Origin of the sequence: Nonomuraea guangzhouensis (genome assembly GCF_019396345.1) — a bacterium.
Taxonomy (GTDB): domain Bacteria; phylum Actinomycetota; class Actinomycetes; order Streptosporangiales; family Streptosporangiaceae; genus Nonomuraea; species Nonomuraea guangzhouensis.
Genome location: NZ_JAHKRM010000031.1, coordinates 92,249 through 113,989, shown reverse-complemented (window position 1 = coordinate 113,989; position 21,741 = coordinate 92,249). Strand labels below are relative to the sequence as shown.

The 21,741-nt window shown below is 69.7% G+C and carries 26 protein-coding genes and 1 tRNA gene; 20 read left to right on the top strand and 7 right to left on the bottom strand.

What is annotated here, in order from left to right:
* The first annotated feature begins 17 nt into the window (after positions 1 to 17).
* Positions 18 to 740: a hypothetical protein gene (locus KME78_RS48080; RefSeq protein ID WP_219536691.1), complete on the top strand. Its 723-nt coding sequence runs from the start codon at positions 18 to 20 to the stop codon at positions 738 to 740.
* 20 nt (positions 741 to 760) lie between these two features.
* Here KME78_RS48080 and KME78_RS48075 read toward each other — a convergent pair whose 3' ends face one another.
* The 3 genes from KME78_RS48075 to KME78_RS67610 are packed head-to-tail and all read right to left on the bottom strand — an operon-like array spanning position 761 to position 6,840.
* On the bottom strand, positions 761 to 3,352 hold the full coding sequence (locus KME78_RS48075) for an ATP-binding protein (protein WP_219536690.1): 2,592 nt from the start codon (positions 3,350 to 3,352) through the stop codon (positions 761 to 763).
* 48 nt (positions 3,353 to 3,400) lie between these two features.
* Positions 3,401 to 3,562, bottom strand: coding sequence for a hypothetical protein (locus KME78_RS48070; RefSeq protein WP_219536689.1), 162 nt, complete (start codon positions 3,560 to 3,562; stop codon positions 3,401 to 3,403).
* Positions 3,563 to 3,597: 35 nt separating this feature from the next.
* Complete coding sequence (locus KME78_RS67610) at positions 3,598 to 6,840, bottom strand: ATP-binding protein (RefSeq protein ID WP_219536688.1); 3,243 nt, start codon at positions 6,838 to 6,840, stop codon at positions 3,598 to 3,600.
* A gap of 113 nt (positions 6,841 to 6,953) precedes the next feature.
* On the opposite strand from KME78_RS67610, the gene KME78_RS48060 reads away from it, so the two are divergent.
* Positions 6,954 to 7,472 (top strand): universal stress protein, encoded by a 519-nt coding sequence (locus tag KME78_RS48060; protein ID WP_219536687.1) that lies wholly within the window; start codon positions 6,954 to 6,956, stop codon positions 7,470 to 7,472.
* Here KME78_RS48060 and pdxR read toward each other — a convergent pair.
* Positions 7,469 to 8,827 (bottom strand): MocR-like pyridoxine biosynthesis transcription factor PdxR, encoded by a 1,359-nt coding sequence (gene pdxR, locus KME78_RS48055; protein ID WP_219536686.1) that lies wholly within the window; start codon positions 8,825 to 8,827, stop codon positions 7,469 to 7,471. The genes KME78_RS48060 and pdxR overlap by 4 nt on opposite strands.
* A gap of 68 nt (positions 8,828 to 8,895) precedes the next feature.
* Between pdxR and KME78_RS48050 the strand changes: the two genes are divergently transcribed.
* The 5 genes from KME78_RS48050 to KME78_RS48030 all read left to right on the top strand — a co-directional run bounded on the left by KME78_RS48050 (position 8,896) and on the right by KME78_RS48030 (position 11,688).
* Positions 8,896 to 9,345 (top strand): carboxymuconolactone decarboxylase family protein, encoded by a 450-nt coding sequence (locus tag KME78_RS48050; RefSeq protein ID WP_219536685.1) that lies wholly within the window; start codon positions 8,896 to 8,898, stop codon positions 9,343 to 9,345.
* A complete protein-coding gene (locus KME78_RS48045) occupies positions 9,345 to 10,544 on the top strand; it encodes an MFS transporter (RefSeq protein ID WP_219536684.1) in 1,200 nt (399 codons plus the stop codon). The genes KME78_RS48050 and KME78_RS48045 overlap by 1 nt, the downstream gene beginning before the upstream one ends.
* Positions 10,545 to 10,736: 192 nt before the next feature.
* Positions 10,737 to 10,856, top strand: coding sequence for a DLW-39 family protein (locus KME78_RS66730; protein WP_214635294.1), 120 nt, complete (start codon positions 10,737 to 10,739; stop codon positions 10,854 to 10,856).
* A 16-nt stretch (positions 10,857 to 10,872) separates the two neighbouring features.
* Positions 10,873 to 11,601, top strand: a complete 729-nt coding sequence (locus KME78_RS48035) for an HAD-IA family hydrolase (RefSeq protein ID WP_219536683.1) — start codon at positions 10,873 to 10,875, stop codon at positions 11,599 to 11,601.
* Positions 11,602 to 11,615: 14 nt separating this feature from the next.
* Positions 11,616 to 11,688: transfer RNA gene (locus tag KME78_RS48030), tRNA-Ala, on the top strand.
* Between the two features lie 89 nt (positions 11,689 to 11,777).
* Here KME78_RS48030 and KME78_RS48025 read toward each other — a convergent pair.
* From KME78_RS48025 to KME78_RS48015, 3 genes are all read right to left on the bottom strand, one after another.
* On the bottom strand, positions 11,778 to 13,334 hold the full coding sequence (locus tag KME78_RS48025) for a site-specific integrase (protein WP_219536682.1): 1,557 nt from the start codon (positions 13,332 to 13,334) through the stop codon (positions 11,778 to 11,780).
* A gap of 179 nt (positions 13,335 to 13,513) precedes the next feature.
* Entirely contained in the window at positions 13,514 to 14,299 is a 786-nt protein-coding gene (locus KME78_RS48020; RefSeq protein ID WP_219536681.1) for a hypothetical protein, read from the bottom strand.
* A gap of 531 nt (positions 14,300 to 14,830) precedes the next feature.
* Positions 14,831 to 15,340, bottom strand: coding sequence for a helix-turn-helix domain-containing protein (locus KME78_RS48015; protein WP_219536680.1), 510 nt, complete (start codon positions 15,338 to 15,340; stop codon positions 14,831 to 14,833).
* A gap of 202 nt (positions 15,341 to 15,542) precedes the next feature.
* Between KME78_RS48015 and KME78_RS48010 the strand changes: the two genes are divergently transcribed.
* From KME78_RS48010 to KME78_RS47950, 13 genes are all read left to right on the top strand, one after another.
* The gene (locus tag KME78_RS48010) at positions 15,543 to 15,776 is read left to right on the top strand and encodes a hypothetical protein (RefSeq protein WP_219536679.1); all 234 of its coding nucleotides are present in this window, start codon (positions 15,543 to 15,545) and stop codon (positions 15,774 to 15,776) included.
* Entirely contained in the window at positions 15,773 to 16,111 is a 339-nt protein-coding gene (locus KME78_RS48005; RefSeq protein WP_219536678.1) for a hypothetical protein, read from the top strand. The genes KME78_RS48010 and KME78_RS48005 overlap by 4 nt, the downstream gene beginning before the upstream one ends.
* A 251-nt stretch (positions 16,112 to 16,362) precedes the next feature.
* Positions 16,363 to 16,611 carry a hypothetical protein gene (locus KME78_RS48000; protein ID WP_219536677.1) on the top strand — a complete coding sequence of 83 codons (249 nt, stop codon included), beginning with the start codon at positions 16,363 to 16,365 and terminating at the stop codon, positions 16,609 to 16,611.
* A gap of 11 nt (positions 16,612 to 16,622) precedes the next feature.
* On the top strand, positions 16,623 to 16,853 hold the full coding sequence (locus KME78_RS47995) for a hypothetical protein (protein WP_219536676.1): 231 nt from the start codon (positions 16,623 to 16,625) through the stop codon (positions 16,851 to 16,853).
* Positions 16,850 to 17,161 carry a hypothetical protein gene (locus KME78_RS47990; RefSeq protein ID WP_219536675.1) on the top strand — a complete coding sequence of 104 codons (312 nt, stop codon included), beginning with the start codon at positions 16,850 to 16,852 and terminating at the stop codon, positions 17,159 to 17,161. Before KME78_RS47995 ends, KME78_RS47990 begins: the two co-directional genes overlap by 4 nt.
* Entirely contained in the window at positions 17,161 to 18,186 is a 1,026-nt protein-coding gene (locus KME78_RS47985; RefSeq protein ID WP_219536674.1) for an AAA family ATPase, read from the top strand. Before KME78_RS47990 ends, KME78_RS47985 begins: the two co-directional genes overlap by 1 nt.
* Positions 18,183 to 18,686 (top strand): hypothetical protein, encoded by a 504-nt coding sequence (locus KME78_RS47980; protein ID WP_219536673.1) that lies wholly within the window; start codon positions 18,183 to 18,185, stop codon positions 18,684 to 18,686. Before KME78_RS47985 ends, KME78_RS47980 begins: the two co-directional genes overlap by 4 nt.
* On the top strand, positions 18,683 to 19,114 hold the full coding sequence (locus tag KME78_RS47975) for a hypothetical protein (RefSeq protein WP_219536672.1): 432 nt from the start codon (positions 18,683 to 18,685) through the stop codon (positions 19,112 to 19,114). Before KME78_RS47980 ends, KME78_RS47975 begins: the two co-directional genes overlap by 4 nt.
* Positions 19,111 to 19,875 (top strand): HNH endonuclease, encoded by a 765-nt coding sequence (locus KME78_RS47970; protein WP_219536671.1) that lies wholly within the window; start codon positions 19,111 to 19,113, stop codon positions 19,873 to 19,875. Before KME78_RS47975 ends, KME78_RS47970 begins: the two co-directional genes overlap by 4 nt.
* On the top strand, positions 19,875 to 20,267 hold the full coding sequence (locus KME78_RS47965; protein ID WP_219536670.1) for a hypothetical protein: 393 nt from the start codon (positions 19,875 to 19,877) through the stop codon (positions 20,265 to 20,267). Before KME78_RS47970 ends, KME78_RS47965 begins: the two co-directional genes overlap by 1 nt.
* The gene (locus KME78_RS47960; RefSeq protein ID WP_219536669.1) at positions 20,264 to 20,494 is read left to right on the top strand and encodes a hypothetical protein; all 231 of its coding nucleotides are present in this window, start codon (positions 20,264 to 20,266) and stop codon (positions 20,492 to 20,494) included. Before KME78_RS47965 ends, KME78_RS47960 begins: the two co-directional genes overlap by 4 nt.
* Positions 20,495 to 20,552: 58 nt before the next feature.
* On the top strand, positions 20,553 to 21,254 hold the full coding sequence (locus KME78_RS47955) for a phage antirepressor N-terminal domain-containing protein (RefSeq protein ID WP_219536668.1): 702 nt from the start codon (positions 20,553 to 20,555) through the stop codon (positions 21,252 to 21,254).
* Positions 21,254 to 21,709 (top strand): hypothetical protein, encoded by a 456-nt coding sequence (locus KME78_RS47950; protein WP_219536667.1) that lies wholly within the window; start codon positions 21,254 to 21,256, stop codon positions 21,707 to 21,709. Before KME78_RS47955 ends, KME78_RS47950 begins: the two co-directional genes overlap by 1 nt.
* Positions 21,710 to 21,741: the final 32 nt, after the last annotated feature.

Below are 21,741 nucleotides of genomic sequence, written 5' to 3'. Positions count from 1 at the left end.
CGGCATAATGACGCTCAATGCCGAAATTTCATGACCTGTCGGAGTATGCGGAGACCATCGGTCCCGTGATCGCCGCGGTCCACGTGAACGTGCACGCCTCGGCCCGCAAGGAGGTGGCCGGGCTGCTGCCCGGCTTCCTGATCGATCTGCGCTTCACGCTCCCTGTTCGCCCGCTGACCCGGCGCGCGCTCGCCACCATCTACCGGTACGGCGACGCGGCCGAGCTCGACGCCGAGATCCGGGACCACCTGGAGCGGGGCACGCTGGAGGAGGACGGCGATGGTGCGCTGCGGCCGACGGCCAAGGCGCTGGCGTTCATCGACGGGCTCTATGCCGTGCACGCCGCCACCACCGAGCGGATCTGGGCGGGCCGTGACCTCCAGACGCTCGCCGACCTGGCCGGACGGGTGCTGGACGCGGCCGGTGCTTCAAGTACCGATTCCGGTGGCGAGCCCGGTGGTGCTTTCGCCGCGATGGCGCCGCCGTACGAGCCGGTGGGGACGCCCGCGGGTGTGCTGCTGTTCAACCGGCTCGCCGCGCTGCGCTACCACCGCGCCGACGCGCACGCCGCCGCCTGGCGGGCCGCCGGTCTCACCGCCGCCGAGATCGTCGCGCTCGGGCCGGGGCCCCTGCGCGACCGGATCGAGCGGGAGACCAACCAGCGGGCCGCCGCCCCGTACGGCGCGCTCACCGAGCACGAGCGCGCGCTCTTCCACGACGGCCTGCTGGCACTGGTCTAGAGGTCTAGGGGTCTAGAGGTCTAGGGGGACGTCAGCAACCGCCCCACCTCCGCCCGGTCGTTGACGCCGAGCTTCTCGTACACGGCCTGCAGGTGGTTCGCGGCCGTCCGGGTGGAGACCGTGAGCCGGTCGGCGATCTGCCGGTTGGTCAGGCCGGCCGCCGCGAGCTGGACGATCTCCCGCTGCCGCGGCGTCAGCTCGGGCGTGGCCAGCTCGACCAGCGCGGGCGTCGACACCCCCGGGCAGCGCCTGGCCAGCGCCCACGCCCGGGTCTGCGCCCCCTTGGCCAGGGCGCCCCGGCCCAGAGCACGGTAGGCGGCGGACTCCTGGGCGGTGGCCTCGGCGGCGTACAGGATCATCCCGAGCCGCTCGAACTCCGCCGCCACCGCCCGCAGCCCCTCAGGGTCGCGGGTGGCCCGCGCGTGCCTGGCCAGCACCCCGACGAGGGGCCCGTCCACCCGTTCGGCCAGCGCCGACAGCCGGTCGGCGGCCGGCTCGGGAACACCCAGCCGCACCAGATCGTGCAGCGCGAACATCAGGTGCCCGAACTGCTCGTGCTTCTCCGCGACATCGGCCGCCGACAGGCACAGGCGTACCGCCCCGTCCAGGTCACCGCAGCCCGCCGCCACCCACACCGCGGCCTGCAGCGTCGGATGCCGGGTGAACGCCCATCGGGAGGCGAGCTCCTCGGCCTCGGGCAGCAGCTCGCGCGCCTCCGCCGTCCTGCCCAGCAGCGCCAGAGCGTGCGCCTGCTCGGCCAGGCACCGCCCCCGGTATGGTGAGCGGTCGTGCAGCCCGGCGGCGTCGTCGCGGCTCCAGCGTACGGCGCCCTCGGCATCGCCCCGCAGCCTGCTGACCAGCGCCCGAAAGGCCCCGAACCCGGAGACGGACAGCTCGGCCACCGCCAGCTCCATGCCGTAGTCGGCGGTGCGTTCCGCCGCGTCCAGCCGCCCGGCGAACGTCTCGGCGGCGCAGCGCGCGTCGAGCATGGTCGGCAGCGCGTGCGGCGTCTCGTCCCCCCAGCCGTCCGCCCCGGCCAGGGCCTGCTCGACGACCGCGATGGTGTGCTCGGTCCGCCCCGAGTAGGCGCTGGACCAGGCGTCGAGCGCGGCCACGTGCGCCGCGCCGCGTACCGTGATCGGCGTGCACGCGCGGGCCCGGTCCAGCGACTCGACGGCTCTGGTGGTCCGGCCCGCCCAGAACTCGGCCACACCGAGGTAGATGTACGCCTCCTGCCGCCAGGCCGGGTCGGTGAGGGTACGCGCCGCCTCGCCGAGCACCCGACACGCCTCGGCGAGCGCGCCCGCCCAAGCGTGGTTGAGGCCCAGGCTGATGGCGTATTGCGCGCGTTCGCTCTCGGTGACGACCGCCCGCGCCGTCTGCCGCAGCGCCGTCAGCGCGGCGTCGGCGTCACCCAGCACCATGAGCGCCTGGCCGAGCAGCGCGACCGCGGCCACGCTCGCCCCCGCCTCCATCGCGGCCCTGGCCAGCCGGGCGGCCAGGCGGGGATCCTGCCTGGCCCAGGCCAGGCCCGCGGCGACGAGCAGCATGTCCGGCTCGGCCGTCGAGCCGCTGTCCAGCCGCCACACGGCCGCGCGCAGCACGTCCTCGCGCCGCCGCAGCCCGCTCGCCTCCAGCGCCTCGGCCAGCATCCGCAGCCGCCGTCGCGTCCGCAGCGTGCCGCAGCCGCCGCGTACCACCTCGCCGTAGAGCGGGTGGCCGAGCCGCAGGTGCTCCCGCTGCCCGTCGCGCACGGCCACGATCAGCCCGCGGTCCTCCACCCGCTCGGTCGCGCTCGGCGAGGTGAGCGAGACCAGCAGCTCGGTGCCGAGCGGCTCGCCGAACGCCACCAGTTCCAGCACCTCGCGCTCGTCCTGGTCGAGGTGCCCGATCCTGGCGTCGACCAGCTCGCGCAGCCGGGTGGTCATCGACAGCTCGCCCTGCCAGCGCCACTGACCGTCGGTCTCGGTCAGGCAGCCGGCGGCACGGCCGGCGTGTACGAGTTCGCGCAGGTAGAGCACGTTCCCCTCGCTGACTCTGGCCAGGTGCCTGACGGTCGGTCCGGCCACCTCCCCGCCGAGCGCCCCGGCCAGCGCCTCCCCGACCTCGGCCACGGTCAGGGGCGGCAGCTCGATCCGGCAGAGCAGCTCGTCCTTCCACAGCGCGGCGACCGGCGCGGGCAGCGGCTCACCGCTGCGCACCGTGACCAGCAGCCTGGCGGCGCCGCTCTCCGCCAGGTGGTGCACCAACGCCGCCGAGGCCGGGTCGAGCCGGTGCGCGTCGTCCACGCTCACCAGCAGCTCGCCCCGCCCCGCGCTGACCCGCAGGTGCCGCGCGGCCCACCGCAGCAGGTTCTCGCCGCTGCCGGGCGGCCCGGTCAGCGCGTGCGCGAACGCGCCGAACGGGATCACCGCCGCCGTCTCCGTGCCCAGTGCACGGACCACCCCGTACCCCTTCAGACCGGACAGCGCCTGTGCCGCCAGCCTGCTCTTGCCCACCCCCGCGTCCCCGGCGATCATCACGCCAGCCCTCGACCGCAGCGTCTCCCGTACGGTCGCCAGCTGGCCCCCTCGCCCGACGAACGGCCATGCGCTCCCCAGCTGCTCGCTCATCGTGCCTCCTCTCACCCTTGATGGTGGTGAGGAAGGTTCGCGGGAGGTTCAGGGCTGATCCGGCTTCAGCCCGGCGGCGGAGAGTAGCAGGTCGACCACCGCCTCGCTCCCGCTGAACGGCACCGGATCGCCCCCGACCTCTTCGAGCAGCCCGCGAAGCTGGCCGCCGGACTGCTCCGGCTCGACCAGCCGTACGATGACCGTCCTCATTTCGGCACCATCTCGCCGAACGGTTCAGGTCAGGTTCAGGTGGGGTAGGGCGCGGGCTCCACTTCCAGCTCACGCATCCGTTCGGCGTACAGGGCGTAGCGCCGGCGCGCGTCGCCGCGCCGCCCCGCCGAGTCGAGCACCCGCACCAGCCCGAGGTGGGCGCGCTCGTCGTAGCGGTCGCGTTCGAGCAGCCGCAGCCAGTAGCGGGCCGCCTCGTCGTGCCGCCCCTCGGCCGCCCGCGCCGTCGCGAGCCTGGCGGCCGCCTGCACGTACGCCAGCCTGGCCTCCTCACGCAGCCCCACGGCCCAGTCGGCATACGGATCCTCCTCGCAGAAGTCGCCCCCGTAGGACGCCTCGGCCTCCGCCCACCGCGCCAGCGCCTCCACCGGCCTCCCCGCCTGATCCAGCTGTACGGCCGAGCCCACCAGGCCGAGGAAAGCCTCCACGTCGACGTCCACGTTGGCCAGGTCGAGCCGGAGCGCGCCTTCGTCGGAGACGACGAACTCGTCCGCAGGACGTACATGCTCCGGGTCGAGCACGGCCCGCAGCGTGGACACCATCACGTTCAGCCGCTTCAGCCCGACCGTGTCGCCCTCCTGCTCCGGCCAGAGGATCTCCACCAGCCGCTCCCTGCTGATCGCCGCGCCCCGGCGGCTGACCAGGATCTTCAGCAGGTCGCGGGCCTTGCGCGACTGCCAGGCGGTACGCGCGACGGGCACCGCGCCCCGCAGCACTCGGAACGTTCCCATGGTCTCGACCAGCACCCGAGCCTCCGCCGCTGGCGTGAACCGGCCGACCAGCGCGTCGATCCTGGCATCGAGCGCCCGGCAGCCGATCGCGTGCATGCGGCTCCTGACCCGGTGCGCGACCTCCCTGCCGGTCACCGCGTCGCCCAGCGTGGCCCTGATCAGCTCGGCCCTGGCCCGGCCGACCGGATCGCCGAGCGCCGACCACCGGCGTACGGCCTCGTCGGCCAGCAGGGAGTCGCCGTCGAGCTCGGCGCGCAGCTCCACCATCGCGGCCTGGGCCGCGTGGTCCCTGCGGCGCACCGCGACGGGCTCGGCCTCGGCCAGCAGCGCCCTGGCCTCGTCATACCGTCTGGCGGCCAGCGCGACGCGGGCCGCGACCAGCCTGGCGTTCACCCCGGCGATGCCCTCCGCGTGCTTCAGCGCCCGCGCGGCCACGCGGCCCGCCTCGTCGGGATCGTCGTCCGCGAGCAGCACGGCCAGCTTGTTCAGCGCGTTGGACAGCTCCTGGACCTCGCCGGACGCGCCGGCGTCCGCGATGATCCGCCGGTAGATGGCCATCGCCGACCTGCGGTCGCCACGCAGCACCTGTACGTCGGCCAGCCGGATCAGCCCGTAGCCGACGAACCGCGACCCCATCGCCTCCCACCTGGCCGCCGCGTCCGCGGCGTCGATCGCCGCCTCCTCCAGCCGGCCGAGGCCGATGAGCGCCTTGGCCCGGTTGGCGATGTTCAGCGCGGCGTACGGGGCGAACGACACCAGATCCGACAGCCTGGCCGCGATCTCGACCTCCGCCAGCGCTCTGGCGTAGGCGCCCTCGTCGAGGTGGCAGGAGGCGCGGTTGGCCCGGATACGGATGAGCTGGACGACGTCCCCGGCCCGCTCGGCGTACTCCAGTGCCCGCAGGTAATAGGCGTCGTTGGCCCGCCGGTCGCCGTCGAGCGAGGCGAGCATGGCCTGCACGGTGCAGGCCGCGGCCATGGCACCCGGATCGCCCAGCGCGCTGGCCAGTTCCAGCGCCCGGTCCGCCAGCTCGGCGCAGCCCGCCCGATCCCCCTTCAGCCAGAGCACCGACGCGGTGGAGGCCGCGCACATCGCCGCGTCGGCGGGCGGCAGGCCGTACTCGAAGCCCTTGGTGTAGATGGCGATGGCCGAGTCGAGGTCGCCGCGCAGGTGGTCGATGAGGCCGAGCCGCCTGGCCAGGAACGCGTCGAACACCGAGGTCGCCGCCGCGCGGGCGAGCAGGTCCCGGGCCCGGTTCCAGGCGCCGCGGTTCTGCTCCGCGATGCCCGCCAGGCGGAGCATCGCGGGCGCCTGCCTGGTCGGCTCCGGCAGCAAGCCGAGCGCCGCCACCACGTCGTCGCCGCGCTCGGCCAGGTGCGGGCCGTGCGTGCCGAGCAGCGAGGTGACGAGCGTGGTGTGCCGGGTGGCCACCGCGGCGCGCAGGGCCAGCTCGGGCTGGTCGTGTTCGACGTACCAGCGGGCGGCGACGGCGGCCGTGTCGTGCGCCTCGTGCCGGTCGAGCGGCGCGTGCGCGGCCAGTACGTGGGCGCTGGTGGCGGTTAACCGATAGCCGTGGGTCAGGGCCGGTCCGTGCACGCCGGCCGGTCCGTGCCCGTCGTGGCCGGCCTCCAGGAACAGGCCCCGGCTGGTCAGCGAGGCCAGCGTGTCGGGCGGGGCGCCCAGCGCGGTGGCGAGGTCGTCGGTGAGCACGGGCAGTACGGTCGCCGCCCGCAGCAGCTCGCGCATCGTCGCGGGCAAGTCGTCGAACGCGGACAGCGTGAGCCGCTCCAGCGTGGCGGAGGTGGCGGCCAGGCCCGCGGCGGTGCCCGGCCAGGCGGCGGGATCGGTGCGGGCCAGCGCGTCGAGCGCGGCCCGTACGGCGGCGGGCCAGCCGCCGCAGGCGTCGTGCAGCGTGGCGGCGATCGCGGCCCCCGGCTCGCCCAGCCGGTCGTGCGCCCAGGCCGTGGTCTCGTCGATCGTGAGCGCGAGGTCGGTCGCGTCGAGGTCGAGCACCTCGTGGTCCTGGCGCAGCCGGGCGGTGGGGAACGGCAGCGGCGCCCGCGAGGCCGTGACCACGTGCAGATGGCGAGGGGCCGCCCGGATCAGCGTCTCGACATAGCGTACGGAGCCGGCCGCGCCGATGATCGTCTCGATGCCGTCGAAGACCAGGGCGAGCCCCCGTCGCAGCCGCCCGGCCAGCGCCTCGGCCAGCGCGCCCGCCAGCGCCGCCGCTCTGGACAGCTCGTCGGCGTCGGGCCCGAGCGGGGACTCGGCGGCGGCCACGAGCTCGGCGGGCAGGTCGGGAACCGCCTCCGACAGGGCCGCGACCAGGGCGCCGGCCAGCGTGGTCAGGTCGCGATCGGCGGGCCCGAGCCGGTGGAGCACCGCCCCGACATCCTCGCTCCAACTCGTCAGGGCGATCGACTTGCCGTAGCCCGTGGTGGCCACCAAAGTGGTGAGCCTGTGCGTCAGCGCCCCGTCGAGCCGCCGGTCGAGGGCGGGACGGGGTTGCACCCACCCACGTTCCACCCACGCATGCTACGCCGGGGATCGCGAACGACTCCAGAGTTCGCAAAGTGCCACCTCCCGGTAACCAGTGGGGAGGCGCACTATGGTCGAGTACTTCTTCGAGGAGGGTCGCGGTGGATCAGGACCTGCCCGGCGGAGCGAGGCTGATCGTGGGAGTGGACGAGTCTCCGGCTTCGCGTTGGGCGCTGGCATGGGCCATCGGGGCGGCACGGCTGCACCGGATGGCGCTGATCGCCGTGCACGTGAGCCGGGCGCCCATGCACCCCTTCCCCGAGGCGCTGCCCGTGCAGCACGCCATCAGGGCAGGGGAGGAGGCGCGGTGCAACGAGGTGATCGCGGGGGTGTTCGACGACGTGGCCGGTGGGCTGCCCGCCGACCTCACCACGGCGGTGGTCGGACGGGTCGGCGATCCCGGCTATCACCTCGTCGATCTGGCGCGTGAGGGCGATCTGCTGGTGCTCGGGCGGGGCAAGCGGGGGGTGTTGAGCCGGTTGTTCCTGCCTTCGACGAGCATGTACTGCGCGCGGCACGCCAAGACGACGGTGGTGATCGTCCGCCAGCCGACGCCGCCGGACGAGCCGCAACTGCCGGGGGAGCGGACGCGGCGGTTCTGGAGCCGGAAGCACTTTTAGTTTCTCAGCAGGCGGAGACCCTCTGGGATCTGGGACTGCTGGATCGCGCCGTAGCCCAGGACCAGGCCGTTCTGGGCGGGCGTCTCGCCGCAGTAGGAGTCGAGGCGTTCCACGGCGAGGCGGGGCGACGGCCGTACGGACACCCCTGGGGCGAAGCGGGCGCAGAGGTGCAGGCCCGCGACCGAGGGGACCAAGCGCAGCCGGTCGTCGCCGGCGAGGGCGTCGACGATGAGGGCGTGCCGGGCGGCGTACTCGCGGGTTGCCTTCCTGATGTGTCTGGCCAGCAGGCCCTCGTCGATGAAGCGGGCCAGCGCGGCCTGTGTGGGCAGCTCGCCGTGCCAGTCGGTCAGCTGCCGGGCGGCGCGCAGGGCGGGCATGAGCGAGGCGGGGGCGACCAGGAAGCCGAGCCGCAACATGGGCAGCAGCGTCTTGGAGAACGAGCCGACATAGATGACCCGGCCCGCCCGGTCCAGGCTCTGGAGCGGCTCCAGCGGCCGGTCGCCGAAGCGGAACTCGCTGTCGTAGTCGTCCTCGACGATCACCGCGCGCCGCCGTTCGGCCCAGGCCAGCAGGGCGGCGCGGCGGGCCAGCGACATCGGGGTGCCGAGCGGGAACTGGTGGGACGGGGTGACGTAGGCCATCCGGGCGGCGTTCGGGATGGCGGCCACATCGATACCCTCGCCGTCCACCGGGACTCCGGCCACCCGGGCGCCCTGCGAGCGGAACAGCAGGCGCGCGGGCGGGTAGCCCGGCTCCTCGACCGCCACGCAGGCGCCGGGGTCGATGAGCACCCGGCCGATGAGGTCGAGCGCCTGCTGGGCGCCGTTGGTGATCAGGACGTCGTCGGCGCTCGCGCGTACGGAACGGCTGATGCCTATATGTCGCGAAATAGCGTCTCTTAGACCTTCATGGCCGGAGGGGTCGGCATATCCGGCGAGGCTGGTGCGGAGCTCGCGGGCCACCAGCCTGCGCCAGGTCTCCATCGGGAACAGCCGCGCGTCCGGCATACCGACGCCGAAGTCGTACTCGGGAGTGGGGGTTGGTGGCCGGGTGGGCATGGAGCGCCAGAGGGCGCGGGGGCGTACGACGCCCTGGGGTGCCGACCTGGCGCGTACGCGCTCCGCGGAGACGAACGTGCCCGCGCCCGCCCGGCCGACGAGGAAGCCGTCGGCCACCAGGCGGTCGTACGCGACCGCGACCGTGTTCCTGGAGATCTCCAGCCGCTTGGCCAGCTCGCGGGTCGGCGGCAGGCGTTCGCCCGATCGAAGGCGGCCGTCGAGGATCGCGTCCAGCAGTTGCCGGTAGACCTGTGCGGCCAGGTCACCCCGGCCGTGGAGACTTACATGGACATCCATCTTGGCCCAATCATTTAACCGGAAATTGGAGCTTATGTCGGGACAAGGTGGGCCCTAGATTTGGGGCTATGACAGAGCGCATGAATATCGGCGAACTCGCCGGAGAAGCCTACAAAGCCATGGCCGGCCTGGAGCGGTACGTCAAGCACAGCACGCTGCCCGCGCCCCTGCTGGAGCTGGTACGACTACGCGCTTCGCAGATCAACGGCTGCGTCTACTGCGTGGACCTGCACAGCAGCGATGCCAAGCAGGCGGGCGAGTCCGATGCCAGGCTGCACGCCGTGGCCGTGTGGCAGGAGGCCCCCTTCTTCACCGACCAGGAACGGGCCGCCCTGGCCTTCACCGAGGCCGCCACCAGGCTCTCGACCGACGACATCACCGACGAGATCTGGCAGCAGGCCGCCGAACACTTCGACGACCAGGAACTCGCCGCACTCGTGGTGGCCGTCGCCACGATCAACGCCTGGAACCGGATCGGCGTGGCCACCCGCATGACCCCCGAGTCGTACAAAGCCTGATGACAGTCCGCAGGCGGCTCCTCGCCCAGGCGCAGTTGGCGAACTCGATCGGCGACGGTGCCTACCTGGTCACCTCGGCTCTCTATTTCGCCAGGATCGTCGGTCTGTCGGCGACGGAGATCGGCTTCGGGCTCACGCTGGGCTGGGCGGTCGGCACGGTCGCGGGCGTCCCGCTCGGGCACTTGGCCGACCGGCGCGGGCCGCGCGGCGTGGCCGTCCTCCTCGCCCTGATGACCGCCGTCGCGGTCGCGTCGTTCCTGTTCGTGCGGTCGTTCGCGCTGTTCACGCTGGTCGCCTGCCTGTACGGCACCGCGCAGACCGGCCTGTCCGCGGCCCGGCAGGCGCTGCTCGCCGGACTGATCGAACCGGACAAGCGCACCGAGGTCCGGGCCGTGCTCCAGTCCACGCTCAACGGCGGTCTGGCGGTGGGCGCCGCGCTGGGCGGGCTGGCGCTGCACTTCGGCACCCGGGAGGCGTATCTGGCGGTGTTCGCGGTCGACGCGGTCAGCTTCCTGGCCGCCGCCGCACTGCTGCTGAGGCTGCCCGCCGTCGCCCCCGTCCCGGCCGTCGCCGGACCGAAGCTGGCCGTGCTCAGGGACCGGCCGTACGCGGTGATCACGCTGATCAACGCGGTCATGCTCTTCTACATGCCGCTGCTCAGCCTGATCGTCCCCCTCTGGATCGTCCAGCGCACCACGGCACCGACCTGGCTGGTTTCGGCTCTGCTCCTGGTGAACACGGTGAGCGTGCTGCTGTTCCAGGTGCGCCTCGCGCGGCGGGTCAGGGGCCTCGCCGACGCGTCCCGGTCGGTACGGCACGCGGGCCTGGTCATGCTGGCGGCCTGCGCGGTGTTCGCGATGTCGTCCATCGGCTCGTCGGCCTGGCTCGCCGGGCTGATCCTGCTGGCCGCGGCCGGGCTCCAGGTGTACGGCGAGATGCTGCTGGGGGCGGGCGCCTGGGAGATCGGGTTCGCGCTGGCTCCGGCTGACAAACAGGGGCAGTACCAGGGGTTCTTCGGGACCGGGGTGGCGGTGGCCAGGATGCTCGGGCCCGTCGTCCTCACCACGCTCGTCATCGGCGGGGGAACGCTGGGATGGCTGCTGGTCGGCGGGGTCTTCGTGGCGGCCGGCGCCGCGATGGGCCCGGCCGTAAACTGGGCTTCGCGGACCCCCGGTGTACGTACCCCTGACCGGGTTTGACATGATCCACCCGGTGTCCAAAATGGGACGGATATAACCGGTCCTACCTGGGTATGTTCCCTCGCTCTTTGCACATCCGGTACATCTGGTTCGTGCACAACACAGGGACCGCAGCCATCCCTTGCTAGGCTGCATGTCAACCGTTGGGTCTCACCCCGGCAGGTGAGGCCGTCGAAGAAGTGGGGTCACACCGTGAAGAAGCTTGTCGTTCTGGCGCTGATCGCCCTTGGGGGGCTGCTGGTCTGGCGCAAAGTGCAGGCTGACCGCGCCGAGCTCGATCTCTGGACCGAGGCCACCGGCAGCGAGAACTGATCGACCTGGCGAGGCGATGAGTGACGTCGTCCCCATCAAGCTGGCGTGCCTGGACCTGGCCGGCACAACAGTCGGTGACATCGCCATGGTCGAGCGTGCTTTCGCCGAAGCGATAGCCACTCAAGGCATCGTCCCCGGGACCGGAGCGTACGCGCGCGCCATGGTGCACGTGCACCGGTCCCGGGGCTGCCCCAAGATCGATGTCTTCCGAGGGATCTTCCCTGACAACGAGGCCCAGGCCCAGGCGGCGAACCTGACGTTCGAGCGCTCGTACGAGGGTGCGCTCGACCGAGCAGGTCTCGTTCCCATGCCCGGCGTCATCGAAGTCCTCGACAAACTCCGCGGCTCCGGCCTGCGCCTGGCCCTGATCACCGGCTTCAGCCGCGTCACCCTGAGCCGCGTCCTCAGCGTGCTCGGCTGGCACGACAAGATCGACCTCGCCATCTGCCCCGAGGACGCCGGCGGCCGCGGCCGCCCCTGGCCCGACATGATCCTGCACGCCATACTCCGCCTCGGCATCGAGGACGTACGACAGGTGGCGGTCATCGGCGACTCGGAAAGCGACATGCTCTGCGGGCGTCGAGCGGGTGCTTCTGTGGTGGCTGGGGTGATGACGGGGGTGCACAGCCGGGAGCGGCTGCTCAAGGGCGGCGCCACGCACATTCTGGACTCGATCGCGGACTTCCCTGGCTTGATCTTGAGCGAAGATCTGAGCAGGCAGCAGATGGGTGCCACGGACCGGTAAGCTATCTTCGTCGAGGGGCCTTAGCTCAGTTGGCAGAGCGCCTGCTTTGCAAGCAGGAAGTCAGGAGTTCGAATCTCCTAGGCTCCACACAGGTCAGAACATGGAAGCGCCCCGCTCCGGAAGATCCGGAAGCGGGGCGTTCTCGGTTTTCGCGATGGATTCGCGATGAGGATCCATTAACCTGCACGGAAGGTAGGGAATTCGAGGACCTCTCCGCGCGCCTCATACGGGGCGATCGGCTTCCGCAACCCGTCACGGAACGGAGCCAACATCTCGTCCAGTGCCGCCACAGGGGAATGCGGACCGAACCACGCGCGCCGCGCCAGAGCCGCATCCTTGACCCGCTCCAGCTCGGCCCGCAGCCATGCGCGCGACTCGGGCGTCACATGCGAGTACCGCTCCCGCATCCCCCGCATGTCCGGCGAGGCGTGCCCCATCCGGTCGTCGCGGAGCTGCAACGGGCAACTCAGGTCCATCAGCCACGTCGAATGGGTGTGCCGGCCCAGCTCGTGCAGGGTCAACCCCTTCTCGATCGGAAGCCACGTCGCTACCGACGCGTCCGGAGCAACCGGCCGGATGAAGCGGGCAAGGATCTGCTCGCGGGTCATCTGTCGCGCAAGCCTCTCCGGCAACCCTTGTGTGACCGCGAACGCAACCAGGTCCGCCTTAGATGACGCCACGTTCACGCCGAGCCCGAGCGGACGCCGCTGGTAGCCCCGAACGAGCTGCGGCTCCCACGGCTCGTCCTTGACCGCCTTCGGCCACGCCGGCACCGGTACGCCCGGCCACGACGACTCCACTTCCACCAGGACAGGAGCTCCCGCCCGGCGCTTGCCCTTGCCGCTCGGATACCAGCCGTCCATCGCCGGGTAGAAGACCCGCCGGCTGAAATTCGAACGGCGAGGATGCGCCCCTTTCTCGCCCAGGAAGATGTAGGGCTGGCCCCCCTGGCACGGCTGCTCTTCCTGATCTGGGATCGTCTTCGGCTTGCATGCGCAGCGCTGGTCTGGATGGGCGGCGATCTGCCGGTTCAGCAACTCCTGGAGGAAGGGCGGAATGTCGATGTCGCGGTTGCTGTCGTCCTTGGGGTGGAGCCGATAGAACTCCCCGTCCTCTTCGAGTAGTTGCCAGTCGAGGCGGATCCTCCCGAGTCGCACGTCAGGCCGCTGCAGCCCGAACGCTTCCCCGTCGCGCAGAGCACACCAGGCGACCGTCATTCCGAAGATGAACTCGTCATCCCTGCCCGACATGACGCCCATGCGCTCCGCGGTGGTGAGTGCTTGGAACGGGGAGAGTGCCCGCTTCTCCTGGCCACGGCCGGCCGTACCGGCGCCAGACCGGCGTCCGCGGTGGCGCTGACGCAGAGCGGCGTTGGAGTCGATCAGCCCTTCGATGACGGCGTCCCCCAGGAGGGTGGTCAGCCTTGTGCGGGCGCTCTGAGCCACACCGCTCCGGCTATATCCGGCGGCGATCATCCGCTGTTCCCAGGCGTTCACGTCGGAAGACTTGATGTCTCTCAGCGCCCAGTGCCCCCACTCTGGGAGGACGTGAGCGCGGAAGATGTAGGCGTAGTTGTTGCGCCCTTTGAGGCTGAGGTCGATGCCGGGCCACCACCGGGCGAACCATTCGTTGACGGTTATGGCGTCGTCGTCCTGCCCCGGCTCGGGATCAGAAGCAGGCTTCCTTCTGCGGGAGTAGTCGGGGGCGAGGCCACGCCGTTCGAGGTCCTCCATCCAGGCGCCCCACGTCTCCGCTTCACCAGGAGTAGCCCAGTGCTCGCCCGTGTCGGGATTGCGGGACTTGGTCCCCCAGGAGCCGTCGGCCTTCTTCCACCGGGCGACGATGACGCCGTCCTTGCGTACTTGATGGAACGCCATGACGGCTCCTGAGGGTTTGGGAAGTGGAGGTCAGGTTAGCCGAGCACGCACACGTCCACGTCCAGTACTACATCCACGTGCGCATGGATGATGCCGCCGCATCCCGCGACTGCCACTGTCGGTGCCGGGTCTTGGCTCGGCGGCTCGGGTGACGCTTCAGGTTCCGGTGCCGGAGTGTCGCTCGGCGGCTGACGTGTCGGCATGGTCGCGGGGAGCGCTGCCGCCGGCTCGTCGTCGTCGGCCTGAGGAGCGGGTGTGGGCGTCTTCCGGTTCCGAGTGGGCGTCTTCGCGGGAGTCGGGATGGGCGAACTCGTCCTGGCAGACCGGGTCGGATCCGCGGTCGGTAATCGCGTCCGGAACGCAGCTGGCTCGGCCGATTGCGATGGCTGCGTAGGCGGCGCCGCGGACGGTGGAGGGCTCCATGTGATGGTGGTTGTCTCCGTCGCAGCCGGCCGCGACGGTGCCGAGAGGGTGATGACCCGTTCGATCGCGATTGGCGGTGGACGGTGCCTGTCGTCGAGGACTGCCGGAACGACTGTGGTGGCGGTCACCGTGACGACCGCCGTGCTCGCGACGGCGGTAATGGTGCGGTGGTGCTCACTCGCCACCCGTTTGATCAGTTCTGCGAGTCCGCCGAAAGCGGCACCTACCAGAATGATCACTTTCCGAATGGCGGGTTTCGCGGCCGGGTCGTCGATATTGACGATCACCGTCGGCTGGTCGTCGTCTTCGGTTTCGATGGACATTGCGGCGATCTCGGGTTCGAGTTTCTCCCGCCGGTACGGGTGAACATTTCCCGAGTGAGGCTCATCACCGGTCATTTCCGGTCACCTCGCTTCGCGTCCGCCTGTGCACGCAAGCACTGCCAAACCGCGGCCTCACGCTCAAGATCGGGCCTGCCGTGAGGATGGAGCACAGCCCTGATCACTACCCCGTTGTCGTACACGGTGACGACGCGGTCAACGCCCACGGGCGCACGTAGGGCGTCGACGACCTCGTGAGGTGTTCCCCCCGTGATGACGCGGTGCCTGCCTGGCCTGCGTTCTTGGAACTGCGCCTGGTAGTTCTTGAACACCTCCGCAAGTGCTCGTTCTCGTGCGGTGCGGCCACTTATGAGGCGCAGCGCTTTTGCGATCAGGTTGTCGATGGACTGGTCGGATGTGCATGGGGACGTCAAAACGTCGGCACCCCCCTGTGAGTGCGCAGATCGTTTGTGCTACCCCGCGGGTTTAATGCTGTCGGGAAGACCACAAGACGCCTTTTTTGGTTACCGGTCCAGACCGTAAAACGAATCGTGGTCAAACCGTGACAATGCGTGCTTGTGATGCCCGAAGCTGCATCAAGCTCTGACGCTATGCACCCTTGCGATCTCGCCGCTCCTGTTCCCGCTTCAACTCGGCAACGTCTTCGTTGAGCGAGCGGATCTCGTTCGCCATCTCCTGCCTCTCGTTCGCCATCTCCTGCCGCATAGTGGCGATGGCGGCAAGCATCGCCGCCTCATAGGGGGTCGGATCTTTGATGTCGGCGAGGTTGGGCGGCAGGGCAGAGAAGTCTGGCTTGGGCTGCTCGCGGGCGACAGCGATGTCACCCTCGGTGGTCGGCCCACCCGTCGAGTAGCCGGCCGCGGCGAGGACGTCGAGGACGCTGACATCCAGGGCTGGGAAACGGGCATTCAGCGCAGTGCCGAGTGCTACGAGGTTGTCGAACCTAGGGCGGGTTGAGCCGCTGGTCCATCTGCTCACCTGGGATGGGTTGATGCCCAGCAATGCGGCGAGCTGTGCTTTGTTGAGGCCAGTCTCGTCCAGGACTCGGTCGATGAGCGCCTTGAACCTGTCGGCTGGCCAGTCGGGCGTCTTGACCATGCGCATGACGATAGAGCCTTGCGCAAGCGCTGTCCAGCTTGCGTGGGACACAACCCTCCTGGTCAGCCTGTATGTAAGTCCAGTTTCGCGCATCACAAAACTTCCTTACAGCCCTTTTACACCTTCCGAATTGCACATGCGTCTTGCGCAAGGCGCATGCACGTGCGTATGGTGGCATGCATCAACGAAGGGAGGAAACGTGGTGGCACCCACCATCCGCATCCGCGAAGGCGTCAACGACCTGCTGATGAAACGCTTCGGATGCTCTACGTCACGCGAGGTCGCCAAGAACATCGGCGTCAACGAAGCCACATGGAGCCGAGCCATCCGAGGAATCTCTACCCCCGGACCGAAACTGTCGGGCTTGCTCCTCCAGATCGACGGCCTCGGCTTTGAAGACATCTTCGAAGTCCGCACCGAAGAGACAGACCGATGACTCCGCCCGTCCGGCACAACGCGAAGCAGGCAGGCGCCATCGTCGGCAAGAGCCAAAGCTGGATGTACCAGAAGGGCGCAGCGGGCGCGATCCCCCGCACGAAGATCGGTCACCACGTGTCGTGGACCGACGAGCAACTCACCCAGATCATCCGCGATGGCGCCCAGCAGCCCAAGCAGCCCGAACCCCAGCCTGAGCGGTCGAAGCCAAAGCAGCAGCCGGCCAAGCCCAAGGTACAGCGGAAGCCGAAGCCCGCCGCCTCAACAAACACCGCCAACGTCCCCGTCGCTGACTGGACCGTGTCGCGGCTGTACCGGGACGGCGGTGCGAAGTGATCGAACTTCAGGTCTGTGACAGCGGCGGATCTCAGCTTCGCTCCAGGGTGACATTCGGCTCCATCGCTGCCGCGTACGCCACCGCTGGCCTGTCGGTTCGCATGTCCGAACTGCACGAACAGGACCGCGCCGAGTGCGACACGAAGTCCGCCACTTCCTAAACGAGGTCGGGCCCCAGTCGAGGCAACGACTGGAGCCCATAGACCCCGCTCAGGAACCGACCGATCAGACCAGTCAAAGGAGACGGAGTCATGCAACAGAGTACGACGGTCGAGGCCGTAAGACCCACCGGGATCGCCCAGTACCAGGTCAGGTACACCTGCCTGGACTCCGAGGGCGACCAGCAGATGGGCAGCGACCCGGTCGACGGGATCGCTGAGGCGGATCTGGAGTGCGCGCGGATCCTCGAATACCAGGAGCGCTGGGAGCTTCCGACTGACGCCAGCATCTGGTGGCGGGTCGGCACCGGCCCGTGGCAGCCGTGGGGCGGTGCCCGTTGAGAGGCATTCCGATGTCCGGCCCGGCCCTGGTGGTCGGCGACACGCTCGTGATGCCCGATGGCCGCGAACTGCTGATCTCCAAGCTGGTCCCCGCCGATGGCGGTCAGGCGATCGCCTGCGGAGCGCGTGAGGTGTTCTCCGGCTCCTGGTCAATGACGTTGGAGCGCGACGACAAGGTCAACGTGTACCCCCGCCACGGTGTGCGGAACCTGCCGACCCAGCAGGCGGGAGACGCGGCATGACCGGCGCCTGGCTGACCTTGAGCAAGGCCGCTTCCCGCATCTCGCAGGCGACTGGCGAGGCCGTGTCGATGGACGACGTAATCGCGCTCGGCCATCTGGACCGCCTGAAGGTCCGCTACGAGCACGAGCACTACTCGGTCCTTGAGCAGTCGGTCACCGCCTACTGCGTCTCGGAGCTGGCCGCCCACGGGGGCGACGACCTGGCCGAGAACGCGCAGCCGCTCATCCCTCGGGACCCGGCCAACCCAGCCGAGGCCGAGATGAGCCCCGCCGACAACTACGACTACGACAGGGAGCGCGAGAACTGATGGCGATCAAGACCCGCAAGCCGACCGGCGCGGTTCCGTGGCCGCTGATCCTGTTGGAGGGCGGCGAGAAGGCTGGCAAAAGCTGGTCGGCGGCCGAGTTCTCCGCCTCGGAGAAGGTCGGCCAGACGTACTGGATCGACCTCAACGAGGGTGCAGCCGACGAGTACGGCGCCATCCCCGGCACCCGCTACCTGGTCGTAGAGCACAACGGCACCTGGGCTGACATCGTCGCGCAGGTCGCCGAGATCCGCCAGGAGGCCTGCCGCGCCGCCGACGCGGGGGAGCCGCCCGTGGTGTTGGTCATCGACTCCATGACGGCCGAATGGGACCTGCTCAAGGACTGGGTCACCAACCGTGCCAAAGGCTCGCCAGCGAATCAGAAGCGTCTTGCGGCAGACCCGAGCGCTGAAGTGAAAGCGCCGATGAACCTGTGGAACGACGCCACGGCCAGGCACCGGCGACTGATGACGATGCTGATGACCTTCCCGGGCATCGTCGTCATGACCGCCCGCGGCAAAGAAGTCGCGTCCATGGACGCCTCTGGCCGGCCGATCGAGGGGTCGAAGGAGTACAAGGTCGAGGGCCACAAGACGCTCGGCTACGACGCCTCGGTGTGGGTGCGGTTGTCGCGTGAGCACCCGCCGATCGTTGTGAGTGCTCGATCCGTTCACGTCGGCATCCGGCCCGGCGTCGATCGGCCTGTTCCCGCGCCGAACTTCACCCTCGAATGGCTGGTGTTCGACGTGCTCAAGTGCGACCCGACCGTGGCGCGCGTACGGGACCTGACGGAGATCAAGCCCGGAAGCGAGTCACCGGACCTGGACACCCTTTCCGACGCCGCCAAGCAGCTCCTGAGTGAGGCCGAGGACGCGGCCAACGTCGAGGCGCTGCGCCTGGTGTGGACCGCCATCAACCCGCTGCTCAAGTCCGGCGAGATCGTCACCGCTGAAGCGGAGTTCGTCAATCAGCGGATTCAGCACCTCAGCCAGCAGATGACCGCCGAGTCGAACGGGGCTGCGGCATGAACGACTTGACGCCGAAGGAAGCGCGCCTCGCCTTCGCCCTGCTGAAGATGCGCCAGTCGCAGCTCAGCCAGGCCCTGAAGCTGGTGATGCCGTTCATCGAGCAGGAGCCCGGCGACAAGAACGCGGCCAAGCTGGGCGCGGCACGGCTCGGCAAGGTCGCGATGACCGAGCCTGAGGTGAAGCCCCAGGTGACGGACCGGGAGAAGTTCGTCGCCTACGTGCAGGAGACGGCGCCGACCGAGGTCGAGCAGGTACCGACCGTCCGCGCCGCCTACCAGGCGAAGGTGCTGGAGACCGTCGCCCGCATGGGCGGCCCTGTGGACGAGCACGGGCAGGAGATCCCCGGCGTCGGGCTCGGCTACGGGGCTTCCCCGCAGCAGCGCTTCTACCCCGACGACGGCGCCGACGCCCTGCTGGCGGTCGTCGAGGAGAAGGACCTGCCAGACCTGGGCGACATCGACCTGGCTGCACTGCTCGGCATCCGCAGGAGCGAGCCGTGACCACCTTCGAGAAGCGCGACGGGGGCTTCCAGTTCCTCGAAGAGGGTGACGTCCTCACCCCGCCGGAGACCGACCGGTTTCTTCGCCTACTGAACAACGAACTGGCCACGGCCGGTCTGGCGTATCGCGAGGCGCGGCGCGTCGAACTGGACCGGTTCAAGGACTACTCGGACGCCCGCAAGCCGCACGAACTCCACCCGGACTGCCCCGAAGTCGGGCGCGGCGCCGGTCAAGTGACCGCGAAAGCGGAGGAGGCGTGGTTCGAGCGGCGCATCCCTGACCCGTACTGGGCGTGGAAGAACGCCGTGCTGGAGCGGCAGAACGCCGGCGCCTACATGAGTCAGGTCGGAAAGCAGGTCGAGATCATGCGGTCTCTGAACAAGAACGCCACCGACCACTTCGGCACCTACCGGGGCGGTGGCCGGTGAAGACCCGCGTGGAGACCTCGTGCTGTAACAAGGCGACGTTCGCCTCCGAGGAGGAGGCTCGCCGTTACTGGGCCCGGATGGAGGGTCTGGGCCTGCGGCGTGAACTGCCCACGGATGTGGAGCAGTGCATACGCGGCTGGCACCTCACCTTCCCGCCGAAGGAGCAGAAGCCACGCAAGCCGTTGAAACGGACCGCCACAAAGAAGCTGTCGAGGCCGAAGAGCGCCCCGGCCGCGGTGAAGCGGATCCTGGCCAAGCGGTCGGGCGGCGCCTGCGAGGTCGGCCTGGTCTGCGGAGGCCGAGCGTTCGGCGTAGACCCTGCACACCGTGAGGGCAAAGGGACGGGCGGCACCGACAAGGCGTGGTCGAACCTGGCGTCGAACCTGCTGTGGTCGTGCCGGGCCTGTCATGACCTGATCGACAACAAGCAGCCCGCCCGCGCGGAACGGCTCGGTCTGAAGGTCCGTGCCGGCGTCGCCCGCCCGCAGGAGATTCCGGTCCTGCACGAGCGGTTCCGCTGGGTGCTGCTGGACGACAGCGGCGGCTGCAGGTCGGCCCCGCCTGGCACGCACCCGGACGGCAAGCGGCCGATACCGGTGATCGGGCTCGGCGTGTGGGAGCTCATCAAGGCCGAGGGTGCGTTCGTCGAGGCCGTGACCCGGTTCGGGCACGCCGACTGCCCGAGCCGGCCGCAGCCCCGCGAAGGGCTCTACCAGTGCTCCTGCGGCTCCACCCCCTTCTACCTGGAGCAGGTGGCGTGATGGCCGACATCTCCTGCCAGTCCTGCCGCGACGTCTACGTGTGGCCTGTCGCCGCAAAGGGCTCCGTGGTGGACGGCGCCCGCGCTAAGGGGTGGATCGTCTGGGAAGGCATCACGCTCGGCGGCGACCAGGTGAAGCGCACTTTCTGCCCGATGTGCCGTGGTGTCGCCGAGCCGCCTGCTGAGCCTGAGCCGTCGTGGGACGCCGTCTGCAGGACGTGCGACTACTCCATGTCTGAGGAGTGGGGCGCCGACCAGGACGGCCCCTTCACGAAGAAGGACGCCGACCGGTGGAAGTCGGAACACCGGTGTGAGCCGTTGGTGGACACCATCCCGCCAAAGCCGCGTGAGCCTGCTGAGCCCGTTCGAGGTCAGCTCCAGGTGGCGTCATGACGTGGCCTGTCTGGTGCCCCACCTGCCTCAAGCCGACCCGGCACGCCTCGAACGGCACGGAACTCGTCTGCGAGGAGTGCTCCCTGGCCCGCCCGGACGATGTGCCGCTCCTCGTGTCGCAGGTGCAGGACATGCGGTTCTGCGATTACTGCCGCACAACGCTTCCGGCCGATCACAACTGCCCGGCAGGCGCGGTCGGCCCCCAGCCCGACATCGATACCCCCTAACCCCTGCCGGTGGGTGGCCTATCGGGGGCGCCCACCGTCCCAACCCTTAGGAGACCGCGTGAGCGAGATCGTCCAGATCCCCTTTCACGGCCGTGAGGTGCTCGCCGTGGAGGACGGCGGCAAGCCGTTCGTGATCCTTAAGCCTGCGCTTGAGCACCTCGGGCTCGACTACAAGAACCAGCACGAGAAGCTCCGCCGCAAGTCGTGGGCCTGCATGGTGCTCAGGACCATGCAGCTTCCCGGCGACAGCCAGAGGCGCGAGCACACCACCGTGGATGTGCGGACGTTCCTCATGCTGCTCGCCACGATCGACGAGCACCGCGTCCACGAGGACGTTCGCGGGTTGCTCATCCAGTTCCAGAGCGAAGTCGCCGACGTGATCGAGGCGTACTTCACCAAGGGCCATGTAATCAACCCGCGTATGCGGCAGGCGTTCCTCGCCCCGATGGCCGTCACCTTCGACGACGCGATGGCTTTGTACGGCCAGGAGTACGGCTTCGACTACCCGACCCCATTCTTCACTCAGGGCCTGCGCCTCGCCGGCTATCTGCGGCAGGGCGGCTGCGTTCCTCGCCGTAAGAAGCGCAAGTACTTCTGGTTCAACGGCACGTCCTGGGAGATCCGCTCGTGGGCGCTGCCGATCCTCTTCGGCGAGTTCGACAACATCCTGCGCGAACTCACACCCCTTCCCTGGCAGCAGCCCCGCCTCGATGAGGGCTCTGGCCAGCACATCATGCCGCTCAAGCGAGGAGAGTCCTGATGACCGACAAGATCAAGCGTCACCCTCTCGCGGACATCGCCCCCTACCCGGCAACGGTCGACGACGCCACGGCCGACGCCTTGGTCAAGCACTTCGCCGCGTTCGGGCTGATGCACAACTGGCTGGCCACGGAGTTCGTGCCCGGCAAGGAAGACACGCAGTGGCGCCAGTCCGTCGCCTGCGTCGTGTCCAGCTTCACCACCGCCTACATGCTCGCCGAACTGGAAGACAAGGCTGGCCTTCAGGCGGCTGACGCCGCAGCCCGCGAACTGTGGAGTTCGTGGGAGGCCGGGGACGCCGTGGCCGGATGGCTGTGGCAGACCGCCAGCGAGTTCGGGCTGGACATGAAGGTCATCGAGCGGGCTGCCGACCAGGTCACGCAGAACATCCGCGCCAAGGCTGCAGGCGCCTCGCCTGAGGTTCACCCCGACCAGGCCGAGATCCCCTCCCCGTAGACGACCCGCTGCCCGCGCCTGTGCGGGCATGC

Excerpts from the sequence above, each read along its gene's own strand:
- KME78_RS48080 (WP_219536691.1), top strand. The coding sequence starts at position 18 with ATGCCGAAATTTCATGACCTGTCGGAGTATGCGGAGACCATCGGTCCC.
- KME78_RS48075 (WP_219536690.1), bottom strand. The coding sequence starts at position 3,352 with ATGAGCGAGCAGCTGGGGAGCGCATGGCCGTTCGTCGGGCGAGGGGGC.
- KME78_RS48070 (WP_219536689.1), bottom strand. The coding sequence starts at position 3,562 with ATGAGGACGGTCATCGTACGGCTGGTCGAGCCGGAGCAGTCCGGCGGC.
- pdxR (WP_219536686.1), bottom strand. The coding sequence starts at position 8,827 with ATGGATGTCCATGTAAGTCTCCACGGCCGGGGTGACCTGGCCGCACAG.
- KME78_RS48050 (WP_219536685.1), top strand. The coding sequence starts at position 8,896 with ATGACAGAGCGCATGAATATCGGCGAACTCGCCGGAGAAGCCTACAAA.
- KME78_RS48045 (WP_219536684.1), top strand. The coding sequence starts at position 9,345 with ATGACAGTCCGCAGGCGGCTCCTCGCCCAGGCGCAGTTGGCGAACTCG.
- KME78_RS48035 (WP_219536683.1), top strand. The coding sequence starts at position 10,873 with ATGAGTGACGTCGTCCCCATCAAGCTGGCGTGCCTGGACCTGGCCGGC.
- KME78_RS48025 (WP_219536682.1), bottom strand. The coding sequence starts at position 13,334 with ATGGAGGACCTCGAACGGCGTGGCCTCGCCCCCGACTACTCCCGCAGA.
- KME78_RS48020 (WP_219536681.1), bottom strand. The coding sequence starts at position 14,299 with ATGACCGGTGATGAGCCTCACTCGGGAAATGTTCACCCGTACCGGCGG.
- KME78_RS48015 (WP_219536680.1), bottom strand. The coding sequence starts at position 15,340 with ATGGTCAAGACGCCCGACTGGCCAGCCGACAGGTTCAAGGCGCTCATC.
- KME78_RS48005 (WP_219536678.1), top strand. The coding sequence starts at position 15,773 with ATGACTCCGCCCGTCCGGCACAACGCGAAGCAGGCAGGCGCCATCGTC.
- KME78_RS48000 (WP_219536677.1), top strand. The coding sequence starts at position 16,363 with ATGCAACAGAGTACGACGGTCGAGGCCGTAAGACCCACCGGGATCGCC.
- KME78_RS47995 (WP_219536676.1), top strand. The coding sequence starts at position 16,623 with ATGTCCGGCCCGGCCCTGGTGGTCGGCGACACGCTCGTGATGCCCGAT.
- KME78_RS47990 (WP_219536675.1), top strand. The coding sequence starts at position 16,850 with ATGACCGGCGCCTGGCTGACCTTGAGCAAGGCCGCTTCCCGCATCTCG.
- KME78_RS47985 (WP_219536674.1), top strand. The coding sequence starts at position 17,161 with ATGGCGATCAAGACCCGCAAGCCGACCGGCGCGGTTCCGTGGCCGCTG.
- KME78_RS47980 (WP_219536673.1), top strand. The coding sequence starts at position 18,183 with ATGAACGACTTGACGCCGAAGGAAGCGCGCCTCGCCTTCGCCCTGCTG.
- KME78_RS47965 (WP_219536670.1), top strand. The coding sequence starts at position 19,875 with ATGGCCGACATCTCCTGCCAGTCCTGCCGCGACGTCTACGTGTGGCCT.
- KME78_RS47960 (WP_219536669.1), top strand. The coding sequence starts at position 20,264 with ATGACGTGGCCTGTCTGGTGCCCCACCTGCCTCAAGCCGACCCGGCAC.
- KME78_RS47950 (WP_219536667.1), top strand. The coding sequence starts at position 21,254 with ATGACCGACAAGATCAAGCGTCACCCTCTCGCGGACATCGCCCCCTAC.